Genomic DNA, 15,911 nt, shown 5'->3' with positions numbered 1-15,911 from the left:
AAACAACCCCCCACCCCCGCCTATCTATACACTCACAACCCCCCCCCCGGCGCCCCGCCCACCGGCCCGCCCCGGGAGGGGGGCGCCTTCGATCTTCCGAATCGATCCGAACACCCTGCTACGGGTTGTTCGGCGACCACGGATCGAGCCTGAATCAGAATGGGTGCAGCGAAGGAGCGCCGCCTGATGCGCGCGGGCAGCTATCCGTAGTAGTCAAACGCGACACCGCTCCGTGCATTTCACGACATCGCGGTGATTCCCCTCCGCGCCCGTCCCAGCCCCCACCATCCGACTTGGCAAATTGGCGCGGGGGGCCCCGCCCGCCTGGGGGGGGGTGGGGGGGCCGCGGCGGGGGGGGGGGCGGGTCCCACCACCCGTTTGGGTGGTGGGACCGCGCACGTCCGGGGCGGTGTCGACGGACAACCTGCGTTTGCTGGCCGTCCGCGGGACTAGCTACGTTCCCTCGGTGCGATCCTCAACAAATTCCTTGAACCGGAGAATCGCGCTCTCCAGCGAGAAGGGATCACATGATGCCTCGAATTTTTCGCCATCGGAGCAGGACCAGATCCATCGGCCGCCCGGAGCCTCCTGCTTGGTCTTCCTCAGTTGACGCCCTTCAATTTCAGTATCGATCAGGTCAATCTCGATCGTCCAGCCAGGATTATCGAGCGTTTCAATCCGAACGCCGAACTCATGCTCCCAGTCTTCGTTGCACTGGGACTCGTACCAGGACTGAAGGAATTCCAGAGCATTCATACGATCACGGACATCCCATCGGCTTCTCCCAGTCCTCCAACGGGCGGGCCGAGCCATCGGCCTCATTGATGTGCGGAGTGGGGACCACTGTCCCGTCCGCGTTTGTGTGCCCTGGCCCAAACCTATCGAATCGCTTGATCAAGTCAAACGACCTGCTATCCCGCGGGTTAACGTTGGGGCCCCATTCGGCATACTTCTTGATCTCACCAGTGTCGCCTGCCCTCATGAATTTCGAATGCGGGTAGGCGTTTCCATCATCATCGATCGCGTTGAAATCGGGCCTCTGCCGCGGCGGTCGGGCATTATGAACCAAGATCGGTGTGGTGCCTGCCAGCACATAGTACGTGTGGAGATCGGCGAGGCTGAGGTTGCGGGCTTCCTGCGGATCGGTCTCGTAGTTGCGGACGGCCTGGACGGTGAGGAACGTACCGTCGGCCGCGCGGACCTGGTCACCGACCTGGAGGTCGGAGGCGCCGGTCCAGCGCCGGGTGGTCTCGTCCCAGAAGGGGTGGTGCTGAGTGGAGGTCAGGGCGGTGGCCGGCTCCGCGTCAGCGGCCAGGGTGAGGTCGGTGAACTGCCGGTCGTCGGGGGTGACGATGGTGGCGGCGACGGCCTCGGCCTCACGCAGAGGGCTGCCCGCGCAGTGCTGCGGTTCTCGTTCGCCAAGGTCGCCGAGGGCCAGAAGCGCTGCCCGGTCCACTTCCACGCTGTCCCCGCCGACCTGCGCCACCGTACCCCTGCTCGGCGACGCCATCCGGGCCACCACCGCCCGCGTCTGCGTCACCGTCGTGTCCAACTCGGTCGGGGAACGCGAACTCACCTGGGGCGAACAGATCGACGTCCGCGAGATCACCACCTTCGACACCGACGCCGAACTCACCGATCAGGCCGTCGCCGTACGTGGCGAAGTACGCCACCAAGTTCGCCGACGCCTCCGGCACCCTGGATCATGCGCCGTTCTGCCGCCCCTGCCAGGGACGCGGAATGGCCCAGTCCACACAGACCGGCGTGCCCGTGGAATGCCGGACCCGCGCGGCTACCGGCCAGTCCCGCCAGTTGCCCCGGCCGGCCGTCGAACGCCACGTGCGGCAGATGATCCGCACCTGCTGGGACCTGGGCCAACGCCCGGAGTTCGCCGACCTCAAGCTCTGGAAGTGGGCGCACATGCTCGGCTTCCGAGGCCACTTCTCCACCAAGTCCCGCTGCTACTCGTCGGCGGCCACTGCACTTACCACGGCTCGGGCTACAGCACCAGCATCGCCACCAGCAACCTCGGCGTCCCCGCCCCGACTGCGCAGGGCAGCGTCGTAGTGTTCCTCGCCTACTGGCTGGAGAACGTCGCCGTCCACCATCTCCGGGAGAACACCCACACCCGCTACACCGCCTGCGCCAACCGGTACCTCATCCCCGGCCTGGGCAAGAAGAAGCTCACCAAACTCGCCGCCAAGGACATCCGCACTTGGCTGAACGAACTCCGCACCGTCTGCCAATGCTGCGCGCGCGGCATCGACGCCGGCCGCAAGCCCGACGCGGTGGCCGACCGCTGCCCCCGCTGCTGCGCAGTCGGGAGGTGCTGCCGCATGCGACTCTCCCCGCTGACGCTCGCCTACATCCACTCCGTACTGAAGTCGGCACTGGAGCACGCGGTGCGCGAGGCAGGGATCCCCCGCAACGTCGCCCGCAACGTCCGCACCGGCACACCCCGACCCCGGCGCTTTGAACCACTCACCGCCGACGAAGCCGCCAGTTCCTCTCGACCACGCGCGGACACCGGCTGCACGCACTGTTCGAACTCGCCCTCCACACCGGACTCCACAAGGGCGAACTCCTCGGCCTGCGCTGGGAAGACCTCGACCTCGCAGGCGGCACCGCCAACATCCGCCGGACCCTCCAGCGCACCCGCACCGGCGGCCTGACCACGCTCCCGACAAAGACCATCGGCTCGGAGCGCCGCATCGCCCTGCCTGCGCTCTCTTCGGACCCATCGTGAGCAGCAGGCTCAGGAGCGGGTGAAGGCCGGCAGCGGCTGGATGGACAGCGGCCACGTCTTCACCCGGCCCGACGGCCACCCGATCGAACCCGCCACCCTCACCCGCCACTTCAAGGCTCTCCTTCACTACACCCACCTGCGGGCGATCCGATTCCACGACCTCCGGCACTCGGCCGCGACCCTCCTCTTGGAACAGGGCGTCGAACTCGTCGTCATCAAGGAACTCCTTGGACACGCCACATCGGCGTCACCGCCACGGTCTACGCCCACGTCCGCCTCCGCCTTCAGCGGCAAGCCATCGACCTCCTCGGCCGCGCCCTTCGCTACCCCGCCGACACCGCTGGCCAGCCCGACGACGGTGACGACCCGCCGCTTTGTGCAGCATCCGTCCGCTGACGTTGCCGTCAACTACTGCCGTCAGACGTCGCAGAGGAACCGTGAGGCCCTCCGGAACCAAGAATCCGGAGGGCCTCACAAGGTATTCGAAATCTTCCTTTAGAATCGCCCGCCGAGCCGCCTTAGCGGCCGCTGACGCACCTCAAGGATCTCTTCATTGGTCAGACTCTTCTACTCGATATCATCTCCGATGACAATCTGCACCTTTGATGCAAAATCGCGGTTATCAACCAGTGCAGAGACCCTGGTCGAGCCGAGAGAACCGCGGAACGCCATCCGCACATGCTCGTTGGGATCGTGAATCACCAACCACCCGGACGGCGATTCAATTTTCTCAGCGAATAGGCGGATCGGCAGGAGATGATGAGGGCGACTCTTCCACACCTCGCATTCAATCCTACCCTCCGAGGCAGGCAGCACGCCGAAGATAACCGAGCTGCCCGACTTATACCAGTTCGAGGAGCCTGGATCCCAGTCAGAGACGTCATCGTCCCCCTGCATATCACGTACTAGAAGGCATCCGTGATCCACCCTCACCCGAAATGACAGCACCGAATCACTCATCAGAATCCCTTCGAAACTTCTCGCACTAGGGTTGACACCACTCCCCCTTGTATCCGGGCACACTTTATGCAGTGCGGATATGCAGTTTGCGGCGTGCCGGGAGAGACTGCCGTCGTTGGCGGCTGGTGATCTGGAATCCAACTACCAGAGGGAGTCCCAGATGTTGTAGCGGTGCAGGTGTGGCAGCCATGAGCATTTCCCGCCTCATCAATCAAATCCCGAACCCCTGGGGCATCGATATCGCCATCGACCAGCGCCACTCCCTCCTTAGCATGGGGACCAGCACCTAGAGTGAGGTCACATTTCTGACCTGGAGTTGCATTGTGAACGAGCACTGGCGTGGTCCCCGCCAGCACATAGTACGTGTGGAGTTCGGCGACGCTGAGGTTGCGGGCTTCCTGCGGGTCGGTCTCGTAGTTGCGGATGGACTGGACGGTGAGGAAGGTGCCGTCGGCCGCGCGGACCCGCTCGCCGACGTGGAGGTCGGAGGCATCGGTCCAGCGCTGGGTGGTCTCGTCCCAGAAGGGGTGGTGCTGGGTCGAGGTGAGGGTGGCGGCCAGCTTCGCGTCGGCAGCGAGGGTGAGGTCGGTGAACTGCCGGTCGTCGGGGGTGACGATGGTGGCGGCGACGGCCTCGGGCTTGGTGCTATCGGTCTGTGGGTCGGTCGACAGGACTTCGTCGCCCTGTTTCACGTCCTTGATGGGTTTGCTGCTGCCGTCGGCGAGTAGGACGGGCGTATCGGGTTTGAAGCTGTTCTTCCCACCGATCATGCAGCTGCCGGCGATCTGCTCGGCCTCGCGGGCCGCCTTGGACTCCGTACGCCAGGCCTTGAAGCCGTCGTAGAGCTCGTTCGCGAGGCGCTTGATGGTCTTGGCGAGCTCGTAGGCCTTGCCCCAGTGGAACGCGTACTTCTTGGCGAGCTTGGCGAGCGGACCACCGCCGATGAGGCTGGTGGCGACGTTGAGCACGGTCTCGCCGCAGGCGCCGAGGTCGCCCTTGGTGACACAGTCGAAGGCGTCCGTGATGCCGATTTCGTCGGCGGCAATCTTGGCCAGCTTCTTGCCGACGTTCAGCACCTTTTGCTTGGCGTCTTCAGCCCTCTTCTTGCTCTCTTGGGCCTTCTGAACAGCAGCAACGGCGGCCCCATCATCCGGTTCGGACCAAGAGCCCATAGTTGCGATGGCGGCGGCGACCGGAGATCCGGGACGGTTGAACGGCGGCGGGTCATGAAACCCGCCGAATCCGCCGAAGACACCGCTGAATGCGATCTTTCCACTGGGGTCGGAGAGGTTGACGGGGTCGTTGCCGCTGTATGCGTAGCCGTTCCACTGCTGGGGGTCGGCCCGGTCGAGGATGGGATCGAGGCTCAGGAACCGCCCGGTGGTCGGTTGGTACTGCCGCGCGCCGAGGTTGGTGAGTCCGGTGACGTCGTCCTTGGTCCCGCCGACGAAACCCTTGTCCCCGGCCCAGGTACTCGGCTGGGTACCACGCGGGTTGCCAAAGGGGTCGTTGGGCCGTCGGGTCTCGGTCAGGGTGGCGGAGTCGATGCCCAGGACGCCGGTGCCGTGGTGGTCGGCGATCTGGTAGGTCAGCCTGCCGCCGCCCTGACGGACCAGGGTGGTGCCGCCGGGTATGTCGTAGTAGCGGGCGCCGGCGAGCTGCTTGGTGGTGGTGCTGGTGTCGACGGTGAGCTCGTCGGCCCCCATGTTGATGGTGGTCTTGCCGGGGTTGCGGCGGATGAGCTGGTTGCCCTCGGCGTCGTACAGGTAGGTGGTGGTGCCGCCGTCGGTCCTGGCCAGCGACTCCAGCCGGTCCTCACCGTTCCAGGTGAGGGTGGCGGTGCCGTTGGTGTCGGTGATGGCGGTGGTGCGCCCGGCCGCGTCGTACTGGGTGGTGCTGGTGGTGGGCGCGTTGTCGCCCGTCCTGCTGGTGGAGCTCAGCAGGGCGTGCGGCCCGCCGGTACCGCCACCGCTGTTGGGCGCGCTGGTCGGGGCGTTGCGGGTGCCGGTGGACGGGAAGGCCTGGGTGACCGTGGTGTCCTTGGCGGTGTCGCCGCCCGCGTCGTGCGCGACGAACTGGGTGCGGTTGCCCGTCAGGTCGTACTGGTAGCTCTGCCAGTAGGGCGCGTAGCCGCCGACGGTGGTGCGGGTGGGCGCCTGGGCGCCGCTGGTGGGCGTGGAGTTGGTGCAGGCCCCCTGGCCTCCCACCGCCGGGTCGGGCGCCTGGTCGAGGCGTCCGGTGTCGGTCCACGCGGTGCTCAGCCGACCGAGGTGGTCGTAGGTGAAGCACTGCAGGTCGGTGGCGCTCGGCGTGTTGTCGGGGATGGCCCGGACCGCGGTGATACGACCGGCCTGGTTGTAGGCGTAGGTGGTGTTCTGGACGGTGCCGGTGGTCGAGGTCTGCTTGTCGACGTACTGGTTGAGGGTGCGGCCGGTCGGCTCGTCGTAGGTGGCGGTGGTGACGACCTGGGTGCCCCACGGGTTCATCGTGGAGCGGATGTTGCGGCCGTAGGCGTCGTAGTCCGACTGGAGGTCGTACATCTTGCCGCCGTACGCCCCGAACTTCGAGAGCAGACCGTAGACCTCGTAGGTGTACACGATGGTCTCGGAGTAGACGTCGCCGACGGTCGGGCGGGTCTCCTCGGTCCTGGCCCCGGTGATCGGGTCGTACTTGGCGCTGGTGGTGTAGGTGACCGGGTTGGTCTGTCCGACCTCGCTGCCGGGGATGGTCAGGGTGGTCTTGGTCGGCCGGTACCCGATGTCCATGGACACGACCGCGTTGGTGTACGCGGCACCCTTCGCCCCGCCGACGTAACGCGTGGAGCTGTCCTGCTGCCCCTTCGCGACGGTGTCGTACGCGTAGCCGGTCAGCTGGTTCTCCGGGCTGACCGTGCCCTGGTACGTGCCGGTCCTGCGACCGAGCAGGTCGTAGGCAGTGGCGATGGTCTGACCGCCGGCGTTGGTGCTGGAGGCCACGCGCCCCGCGGCGTCGTACGTGGTGGAGCTGTTGCCCGCGTCCGGGTCGCTGGCGCCGGTCTGGCGGCCGCGTTGGTCGTAGGTGTAGGACCAGGTGTTGCCGGCGGCGTCGGTGCGGGAGGTTTCCTGGCCCCCCGGGTTGAAGGCGTAGCTGGTGACGTCCGCGTCGGCGCTGTTGCCGGTGGCGACGGGCGTCCGGTACTGCCACAGCTGGGTCGTGCGGCCGCGGGCGTCGTTGACCGTGGTGGTCGGGGTGGCGCCGGCGGGCGGGGTGACGTCGGTGCGGTCCGCGCCCGGGTAGGAGGTGGTGGTGGCGTTCTGCGCGACACCGTAGGCGCGGAACTGGACGCTGGTGGCGCGACCCTGGCCGTCGAAGACGCTGTAGGTCTGGTTCGGGACCTTGGCGTCCTCGGGCTCGAACCGCGTGGTCGCGGGGCCGGCCTGGTCGTTGTAGTAGGTGTTGTTGACGCGGTTGGCGCGGCCCTGGGAGTCGTAGTAGGTGTCGGTGATCATCCGGCCGTGGTAGGCGGAGATCGCCGGGTCGGCCTGGGTCTGTACCACGCGGGCGAGCCCGTCCATGATCTGGACGGACTGGGCGTAGCTGCTGTTGGCGCGCAGGCGGCCGGTGGTGACGCTGCTGGGAGCACCGTTGCCGACCGCGTAGCTGTAGGTGTAGTTCGCCTTGTCGCTGGTCGTCCGGCCCGCGAGCCAGACGGCGGTGAGGCGGCCCAGGGCGTCGTAGGCCTGGGTGACGGTGCGCCCGTTGGCGTCGGTGCCGGTGATCGGCAGGGCCCGGGCGGGGTTGAGGGTCGCGGTGGAGATCCGGCCGGTGGCCGCGTCGGGAGCCCCGACGGGGGCCGGCGAGGTGATCGTCGTCCCGTTGGGCAGCTCACCGGGGTTGGCGGACTTGTAGACCGTGGTGGTGGCCGCGCCGCCCGGGTGGGCGGAGTCGGTGGTGGTGGGATCGGTCACGGTGACCGGGCGCCCGTAGGCGTCGTAGGTGCTGAGGCCGGTGGTGGTCCACTGCGCCTTGCCGGAGTCGTCGAACTTCTCCAGGACCTGGATGCTGCTCGCTTCGCCCTTGGCGCCGGCGGTGCCGAAGGCGGCGCCGTCGAAGACGGTCCGCGAACCCGTGAGGGTGTTGGCGGCCGTGGGGGTGGCGGTGCAGGCGTTCGGGCCGGAGACCGAGATGGCCTCGGAGACGAGCGCGGTCATGATCGGGTCGGTGCCCGTGGCGTACGTGGTACGGGCGCAGACGTCCGGGGTGCCCTCGGCCTGGTTGAGCACGGTGACGGGCCGGTTGGCGTGCGCCGGGTCGGTGGTGGTGGTGTCGGTGGTGGTGCGCCAGGTGCCGTCGGTCTTGCGGGCCTTGGCGGTGACGACGTTGCTGGTGGAGGTGTAGCGGGCGACGAGGTCGGGCAGGCCGTCACCGCGCACGTGGGTCGCGGTGGTGGCCGGTCCGGAGCTGGTGCTGACGCTGAAGGCGACCGGTTCGGTCGCACCCGCCTGGGCGTAGGTGTCCGATTCCAGGACCTGGCCGGAGAGCCAGTCGCTGTCGGTGACCGGTCCACTCATCGGGCCGGCGACCGTCCGGGAGCGCTTGGCGCCGGAGGCGGTGAGGTCACCGTCCATGCCCTGGTGGTAGGTGGTCGACTTCTGGCCCTGGACGCCGTCCTTGCCGGTTCCGATCACGGTCGTCACCGTGGCGAAGCCCCGGAAGTCGTCCCAGGTGCGGTCCTTCGCCTCGACGAACCGGCCGTCGTTGCGGTGCCAGGCGGCGTCGCCGTAGGTGTACGTGGTGGTCTGCGGGAGCGCGCCCTTGACGAGGTCGGAGCGCGGGTCGACGGTGATCGTCTTGACCGGGTAGCGCAGGAACCAGTCGTCCACCGGGTTGCTGTCGGCGGTGGAGTTGGGCTGGTACCACTTGACGTTGAAGCAGCCGAGCTTGTTGTCGTCCGCCGACGTCGGCATCACCCCGGCGGTGCGGGAGCAGGACGCCTGGTAGTAGTCGACGTTGATGGCGCCGCCGGTCTCGGTGGTCACCGAGGCGATGCGCGGCCGGTTGTAGGCGGGGCGGGAGGGGCCCGCGCCGTCCACCCGGTTGGGTAGCAGGACGTCGGCGAAGGTGACGGCCGGGAGGGTGAACGGCTTCTGGCCGTTGAACTCGTCCTTGGCGGTGCGCTGGACGGAGGCCAGCCACGGGACCGCGGTGTTCTCGGTGCTGTTCTGGACCAGCTTCAGGACGTGGTTGAGCGCGTAGGAGTCGACGTCGCGGTAGCCGTTGCCGGAGCGGATCCGGGTGGTGATGGTGTTCAGCCACTTCGTGGTGAAGTAGCTGGGCCCGTAGTTGGCGCACACGTCGTTCTGCGCGCACTGCTTGTCCAGCGGGACGTCGGGCCAGTTCGCCGCGTTGGCGGCGGTGCGCTGGGCCGGGTCGCAGGCCGCGGCGCCGGTGACGCAGCGCTCGCCGGAGTCGAAGTCGATCCGGGCGGCGGGCTGGTAGCCACCGTTGGCGTTCAGCTGGTCGGACAGCAGCTGCCCGTAGCCAATCGAGGCCACGACGCCACCGCGGGTGTAGGCGGTGTTGGTGCCCTTGCCCCGGTTCTGGCCGCCGCCGCGCGCGTAGTAGTTGGTCTCGGGCGTGTAGCTGTAGGTGGTCAGATTGCCGTAGACGTCCACCTCCGAGTCGAGGTTCCAGCGCCAGGCGGTCTGGCACCAGGAGTCCTTGCCCTTGCCCGCGTCGTAGCAGGGGTCGCCGCTGTTGGGCGAGTACACCGGAACGGTCCAGGCGGAGTTGGTGTCCGGGCCGATCGTGGTGGGCTTGCCGGTGGCGGAGGGAAGGTGGTTCAAGCCGAAGTAGTAGGCGGCACCGGCGGCGTCGGTCAGCTTGATGTACGAGCCGTTCCAGGTGCCGTTGGTGGCGCCGGTCAGGAACTCGATCCTGCTGCCGTCATCGGTCTTGAGCCGCCAGGTGCACCTGGACCACTCGTCCGGGCCGGCCGTCTTCGGGCACGAGGCGTCGTCGGGCACCAGTTCGCCGGAGTGGCCGGCCAGGGACAGGGTGAGGTTGGCCTCGCCCCAGCACTGGTCGCCGGAACCGGTGATGCCGTCCTTCGCGCACGGGCGGAAGGAGCGCTCGACGAAGCCCGGGCTGTAGTCCCAGCCGTCGCCGATCCAGGAGGCCTGGGAGTTCGTCGAGGAGGTCTTGCCGTCCACCGCGGTCGAGCTGTATCCCAGGGCGACATTCGGCGCGCCGCCACCGATGCTCGGGGGCGCCTGCACGGGATAGCTGTAGCTGAACGCGCCCGAGGCCTCGCCGGCCGTCCAGGACTGGCTGGGTGCCAGGTTGGTGGCGCTGTAGGTGCCGGCCCCGCCGGTGGCGGGCGCGTCGGCGGCGAGCACGGTCGGTGCGGCCGCGCCGGCGGTGAGCCCGGTGCGGAACGCGGCCTGCGTCACGCCTGCCTTCGGGGCGGCCGCGGCCGTGGAGGCCGGGCCGGCAACGGCGGCTGGCAGATCGACGTCGGCGACCAGCTTCCCGGTCTGGGCGTCGTAGTGCGACTCGACGGGCTTGCGCTCCAGGCAGCCCTCAGCCTGGGGGGTGGTCAGGGAGCAGGCCGGCAGGGTGTAGAGGCGGGCGCGCTGGGACCAGTCGCCGCCGAGCCCGGCTCCGAAGGCGGAGGCGTCCAGGCTGACCCGCAGCTTGGACGCGTTCGACGGGTCGGTCGGCGTGAGCGCCACCAAGTTGGTGCGCGATCCCGCGGACGCGGCGGTCTTCGCGTCGGTGACCTCGACGTGCACCGAGGACTTGGCGCCGGGCTCGACGGGCGCGTCCTTCTGTGTAGCCGCCCGGCCGTCGGCGGCCACGGGCGCCAGCCACACCGGGAGGGCGCCTGCCTTGGTGGAGGCGCCGGCGGAGGGCTCGATCACGGTCTGGCCGGCCTCGTCCAGCCGGGCCGCCCGACTGCCGGCCGACGGTGCAGCCGCCAGCTCGACAGTGGACGCACCATGAGGGGGGACCGCCGGGGATTTTGGCGGCACCCAGTCAGGAGTCGCAATTCGTACCGGAACCTGAGATCGGGGCTTCCCGTCCTGCCCGGGAACGGATGGCGTGGACGGAAGTTGAGTGGTCGTCGGGGACCAGATCCTGTTCTCGTCCGAACCGACGGCGAATGCGGGAACCCCAGCCGCCGGCACGACGAGTCCCGCCATCATAGCCAGTGCGCTGAGCAGTGCTGTTCTGGGTTTTCTCGCCCGTTGGGCGGTTCTTCCCCTGGTTGATCGAGCACGACGGGTGGACGCCACCACTGCCCCCTACGGGAATTGACCATGCCTCTGGGCATGGAACAGCCGAAATTAACGTCGGCGACACTACGAACTCGTTCACATCACCGTCGAGTCCAAGATCAATTTTTTGTAAGTGGCATACATCACGTTGACCGACAAACCGTCAGCTGGTCTCACTAAAGGGACATATCACCCGGTTAATGATTTGACGAACCTTCACTTCCTGGGCGAAATTCCGCATGTCCTGTGCGCATTGCCCGATCCCGGCGGTGTCCGCACCAACCATCACTTCCGGGGGAGGCCCCGTCATGCCCGAACGCCCACCGAGAGAACACTCGAGAACCCGGGGGCGAGCTGTGTCTCGGCTGCGCTTCGCCGCCGCCGCAACCGGATTCGTCCTCGCCCTGTCCTCCGCGATGCCCGCCTTCGCCGGCACCACGCCGAGCGGGACCGACAGCAAGACCCTGACCGAGCTCATGGCGGCCGCGGATGCCGCACACGCCAAGGACCGCCCGAAGGACCGGCCGGCGGATGACACCGCGTTCGCCCAGGCCAAGGCGACCGGCAAGAGCGTCCTGATCGACCATCTGACCACCGAGTTCACCGAGACCTACGCCACCCCGGACGGCCGGCTGCAGGAGTCGCGCCACCCGCAGCAGCAGCGGATGAAGGCCGACGGCCAATGGCGCCCGCTGGACGCCACCCTGACCGCGCGACCGGGCGGCGGCTTCGCCCCCAAGGCCACCCCGTCCGGTGTGGTCCTGTCCGGCGGCGGTGACGGGCCGCTGGCCACCATGACCAGCACGGACGGGAAGAGGCTGGCGCTGACCGCACCGTTCCCGCTGCCCGCACCCCAGGTCCAGGGCGACAGCCTGCTCTACCCGGCGGTCCTCGGAGCCGACACCGATCTGAAGGTCACGGTCGGAAAGGCCGGCAGCGTCAGCACGGTACTGATCGTCAAGACCGCCAAGGCAGCGGCGGACCCGGCGCTGAAGAACCTCCACTTCGGCACCGTCACGGACGGGGTCACCATCACGTCCGACGAGAACCACGACCTGACGGCCTCCGCCGCCGACGGTCCCCGCTGGCACGCACCCGCGCCCCGGATGTGGGACAGTACCCCCGCCGCCGGCGCGCCGACGGCCTCCGCCGACGCCACCCGGACGAGCACTCCGGGTGTCAAGGCCGCGAGCTTCCGCGCTGCGGCCGCGGCCATGCCCGCAGCCGACACGACGCACTCGCCGTCACCGGCCCCCAGCGCCTCCTCCGGCGCGGGCGGCCGCGAGGTGGTCCCCTCGGTGAGCACCCCGGAGAGCCCCGGCGCCGGCGCGAAGGTCGCGACGATGCCGGTGGCCACCACGTCCTCTGGCATCGACGTCACCCCGGACCAGGACATCCTTGCCACGGGCACCGCGCCGTACTTCATCGACCCGGCCTGGATCCCCTGGGTCAACGGCAGTTACGGCTCCACCTTCGTCCAGTCCGCGCACCCCGGCGCTACGCACTACAACGTCAACGGCCCGGCGGACAGCGACCACCTGGGCGTCGGCAAGTGCGGCAGCTACCCGAGCGCGCCCAGCTGCAACCCGGCCGACATCGAGCGGGCCTACTTCCAGATCGACACCCGCGGTCTGAACGGCGCGGCGATCAACTCCGCGCGGCTGGACTTCGCCGAGTACATCTCCGCCGACTGGGACTGCAACAAGACCTACGGCGTCGACCTCTACCTCGTCGACCGCCCCATCAACACGGGCACGAACTGGAGCAACCGGCCCCAGCCGGTCGGCGGCCCGATCGAGACCGCCCAGGTCGCCGGTTCCGGCCGCGGCGCCTGCCATGACAACGTCCCGGTGACGTTCTGGAACGCCGGCCCGACCGTGGCGCAGTGGGTCAACGAGCCCTGGCTGACCTTCGGACTCCAGGCCTCCGACGAGAACAACGCCTACGCGTTCAAGCGCTTCGACTACGGCGCCACGCTCACCGTCACCTACGACCGCACCCCCAACACCCCGACAAATCCGTACACCTACCCGGTCCCCCACACCGTCGACCCCGCCCGCCAGACCCAGGGCTGCAACGGCGACAACTGGGGCTGGCTCGGTGCCGGTTCGGACCTCAACGGCGCCGTCACCCTCAACGCCACTGTCAGCAGCCCCGTCCAGGGGCAGCTCTACTCCTGGTCCCACATCTGGGACTACACCGTCTCCGGCGTTCCCGATGTCGACAGCGGCTACTCACCCCTCGTCAACAATGGTGGCAACGCTGCCTTCACCGTCAACCCGAACGTCATCAAGGACGGTCACCTCTACGGCTACGGCATCATGGCCAGCGACCAGTTGGTCGGTCTCTCCGGTTCCACCCCCACCTGCCGCTTCGGTGTCGACCTGACTCCTCCGCAGGTCTCTGTTCCCGGCGTCTACGACCAGCTCTCCGACGGCGCACTGGCCACCCAGTTCCCGCCCTCCGGCAACGGGCAGACCACCAAGATCCGCACCTGGCAGACCGGGTACGTCCCCGTCACCCTCACCGATCCCACCCCCAACGGCGGCGTCGCCTCCGGGGTGAAGTGCCTTCGCTGGAGCTGGGACCCGCAGCTTGCCGGCGCCGGCTGGCAGTGCGGCGGCGCCATGCCCACCGGCGGCATTCCGGTCATGGCCGGCCGCTGGGGCACCAACGTCCTGTTCATCCAGGCCCAGGACGACGCAGGTAACGTCTCCCCCGTCTCCCAGTACGCCTTCTACGTGCCGTGGAACCCCGACGGCCCGCCGCCGGTCTTCGGCGACATCACCGGAGACGGCGCTCCCGACATCGTCACCTACGACGGGGCCGGCAACCTCCGCGCGTACAACGTGCCCGGCAACTCCCTCGCCAAGAGTCCCACCGCGGCTCTGGCGGCGCTGCCGGCCGACTCCCCCACCGGCAGCTGGACCAACGGCGTCCAGTTCACCCACCGCGGTACCCTGACCGGCGGCAAGAACGTCGACGACCTCATCGTCCACCCGGCGGGCGACAAGGACATCTACCTCTACGGCAACCCCGGAAACACCGGCTACTCCGGCCGCTTCGACAGCAAGGCCGTGCTCACCAAGCCCAACTGCAGCGACGCGGACAGCCCGCCGCCGCAGTGCGCGCCGGGAGTGTACGCCGCCGACTGGTCCACCACTCTGCAGGTCGCCTCGCTCGGTGACCCCGCGCACAGCGACCTCGACACCAAGCTGCAGTTCAAGAACCAGACCGGCCTGCTGACGGTCGAGAGCAACGGCAGCGACGCCGGCCTGTGGTTCTACCCGGCCACCGGCGCCCAGACGCTCGGCGCCCCCGTGCAACTGGCGGCCTCCGGCTGGAAGGACATCGACCTTCTCACCCCGGGTGACTGGGCGGGCCAGGGACACCCCGGCCTGTGGACCCGCAACCGCGCCACCGGCGATCTGCACGCCTACACCTTCACCACCGGCACCTACGCCCCGACCCACAACGGCGAGCCCGTCCGGGACGACTTCGGCAACCCGATCAGCGTGCCCACAGTGACCGCGATCTCCGCCGCCGTCCCGATCGGGAACGTCTCCGCCACGACGTGGCCCGTCCTGGGTTCCGACGGCGACCTGACCGGCAACGGCGCCCCCACCCTCTGGGGCCGCAACGCCGACGGACAGATCCAGATCTGGTGGGGACACCGTAGCGGCGACCCCACCAATCCCACCTTCACCTGGGACGCCGGTCCCCAGAACGCCGCCAGTGCCGCCGCAGCCCCGAGCTGGTGGGCCATGGACGGCAGGACCGAGAAAGTCGTCGACAGCAGCATCAACAACCCGCTGAGTCCCAGCGGCACCCCCACCCGCACCGCCGACCACAACAACGTCGCCGGCGCGGCCACAGCCCTCAACGGCAGCAGCTACTACAAGACCAAGCAAAGCCCCGGCATCGACACCACCCGCAGCTACAGCATCGCGGCCTGGGCGAAGATCAACAACACCAACGGCTTCCGGACCATCGTCTCCCAGACCGGGAACCAGAGGAGCCCGTTCTACCTCCAGTACTCCTCCTCCTTCGGCCGCTGGTCGTTCACCCTCGCCGGTGAGGACCGCTACCCGCCGGCCAAGTACTACACGGTGAACGACACCGCAGCGCCCCAGGTCGGCGTCTGGACCCACCTCGTCGGCACCTACAACGCCGACACCCAGGCCATTACCCTCTACGTCAACGGGCAGGCTGTCGGCACGACCAAGGTCGACGCCGACTGGCACGGCTGGACGGCCGACGGCCCGCTCACCATCGGCGCCGAGACCGCGCACCAGCGCCCCGACGCAGCCGGACTCGACGGTGCGGTCAGCGACGTGCGGCTCTATCCGTATGCCGTCACCGACCAGCAGGCCAACAACCTCGCCACCGGCAACGCCAGCATCCACGTCCAGAGCGCCTACGCCTACGGCAAGTGCGTCGACGACTGGGGTGGCGGCTCAGCTGGTGCGACGATCGCCATCTACGACTGCTGGAACGGAGCGAACCAGCACTTCACCTTCACTCCCGACGACACCATGACCATCAACGGCAAGTGCGTCGGCACTCAGGACAACGCCTCCGGTAACGGGGCCAAGGTCGTCCTGCGCGACTGCAACCCCGCCGAGGGCGGCCAGCAGTGGCTGCGGCGCTACGACGGCAGCCTCTTCAACCCGCAGTCCGGCCGCTGCCTGGAACTCCCCGGCTGGACCACCACCAACGGCACCCAGCTCGACATCTGGGACTGCCACGGCGGGGCCAACCAGCGGTGGACCTACACCGCACAGCTGACTGGCTGACGGTCAACCGGCACCACCACGCGAAGGCCGTTGGCTCCCCCATGGGGGAGCCAACGGCCTTCGCCGTACCCGGACGGCCGCGCAACGGGGCCCGGCCGGTTAGCAAGGCGGGGCCTAACCGCGCACGGCCATCAGCGCCCCCACGGCCCC

Annotated in this window: 6 protein-coding genes and 1 pseudogene; 3 read left to right on the top strand and 4 right to left on the bottom strand. The window is 68.5% G+C overall.

What is annotated here, in order from left to right; all coding sequences use genetic code 11:
- Positions 1 to 453 precede the first annotated feature (453 nt).
- Positions 454 to 756, bottom strand: coding sequence for an immunity 53 family protein (locus ACFV61_RS28200; protein ID WP_380380080.1), 303 nt, complete (start codon positions 754 to 756; stop codon positions 454 to 456).
- A gap of 4 nt (positions 757 to 760) precedes the next feature.
- Complete coding sequence (locus tag ACFV61_RS28195; protein ID WP_380494600.1) at positions 761 to 1,621, bottom strand: polymorphic toxin-type HINT domain-containing protein; 861 nt, start codon at positions 1,619 to 1,621, stop codon at positions 761 to 763.
- 35 nt (positions 1,622 to 1,656) lie between these two features.
- Here ACFV61_RS28195 and ACFV61_RS28190 point away from each other — a divergent pair, with 35 nt between their 5' ends.
- Together ACFV61_RS28190 and ACFV61_RS28185 are read left to right on the top strand one after the other, a co-directional pair.
- On the top strand, positions 1,657 to 2,067 hold the full coding sequence (locus ACFV61_RS28190) for a replication initiator (protein ID WP_380380076.1): 411 nt from the start codon (positions 1,657 to 1,659) through the stop codon (positions 2,065 to 2,067).
- Positions 2,013 to 3,142: pseudogene (locus ACFV61_RS28185) on the top strand (tyrosine-type recombinase/integrase); the annotation flags it as partial. The gene ACFV61_RS28190 and the pseudogene ACFV61_RS28185, both read left to right, overlap by 55 nt.
- A gap of 171 nt (positions 3,143 to 3,313) precedes the next feature.
- Here ACFV61_RS28185 and ACFV61_RS28180 read toward each other — a convergent pair.
- Positions 3,314 to 3,706 (bottom strand): hypothetical protein, encoded by a 393-nt coding sequence (locus tag ACFV61_RS28180; protein ID WP_380494597.1) that lies wholly within the window; start codon positions 3,704 to 3,706, stop codon positions 3,314 to 3,316.
- Positions 3,706 to 10,608 carry a polymorphic toxin-type HINT domain-containing protein gene (locus tag ACFV61_RS28175; RefSeq protein ID WP_380494595.1) on the bottom strand — a complete coding sequence of 2,301 codons (6,903 nt, stop codon included), beginning with the start codon at positions 10,606 to 10,608 and terminating at the stop codon, positions 3,706 to 3,708. Before ACFV61_RS28175 ends, ACFV61_RS28180 begins: the two co-directional genes overlap by 1 nt.
- A gap of 713 nt (positions 10,609 to 11,321) precedes the next feature.
- Here ACFV61_RS28175 and ACFV61_RS28170 point away from each other — a divergent pair.
- Positions 11,322 to 15,761: a LamG-like jellyroll fold domain-containing protein gene (locus ACFV61_RS28170; protein ID WP_380494593.1), complete on the top strand. Its 4,440-nt coding sequence runs from the start codon at positions 11,322 to 11,324 to the stop codon at positions 15,759 to 15,761.
- The last annotated feature ends 150 nt before the right edge of the window (positions 15,762 to 15,911 follow it).

Origin of the sequence: Kitasatospora sp. NPDC059817 (assembly GCF_042731835.1) — a bacterium.
Lineage (GTDB): Bacteria > Actinomycetota > Actinomycetes > Streptomycetales > Streptomycetaceae > Kitasatospora.
This window is presented reverse-complemented; position numbering and strand designations above follow the sequence as displayed.

Bases quoted from the DNA above. Each gene is read 5' to 3' on its own strand.
- ACFV61_RS28200 (WP_380380080.1), bottom strand. From the start codon at position 756: ATGAATGCTCTGGAATTCCTTCAGTCCTGGTACGAGTCCCAGTGCAAC.
- ACFV61_RS28180 (WP_380494597.1), bottom strand. From the start codon at position 3,706: ATGAGTGATTCGGTGCTGTCATTTCGGGTGAGGGTGGATCACGGATGC.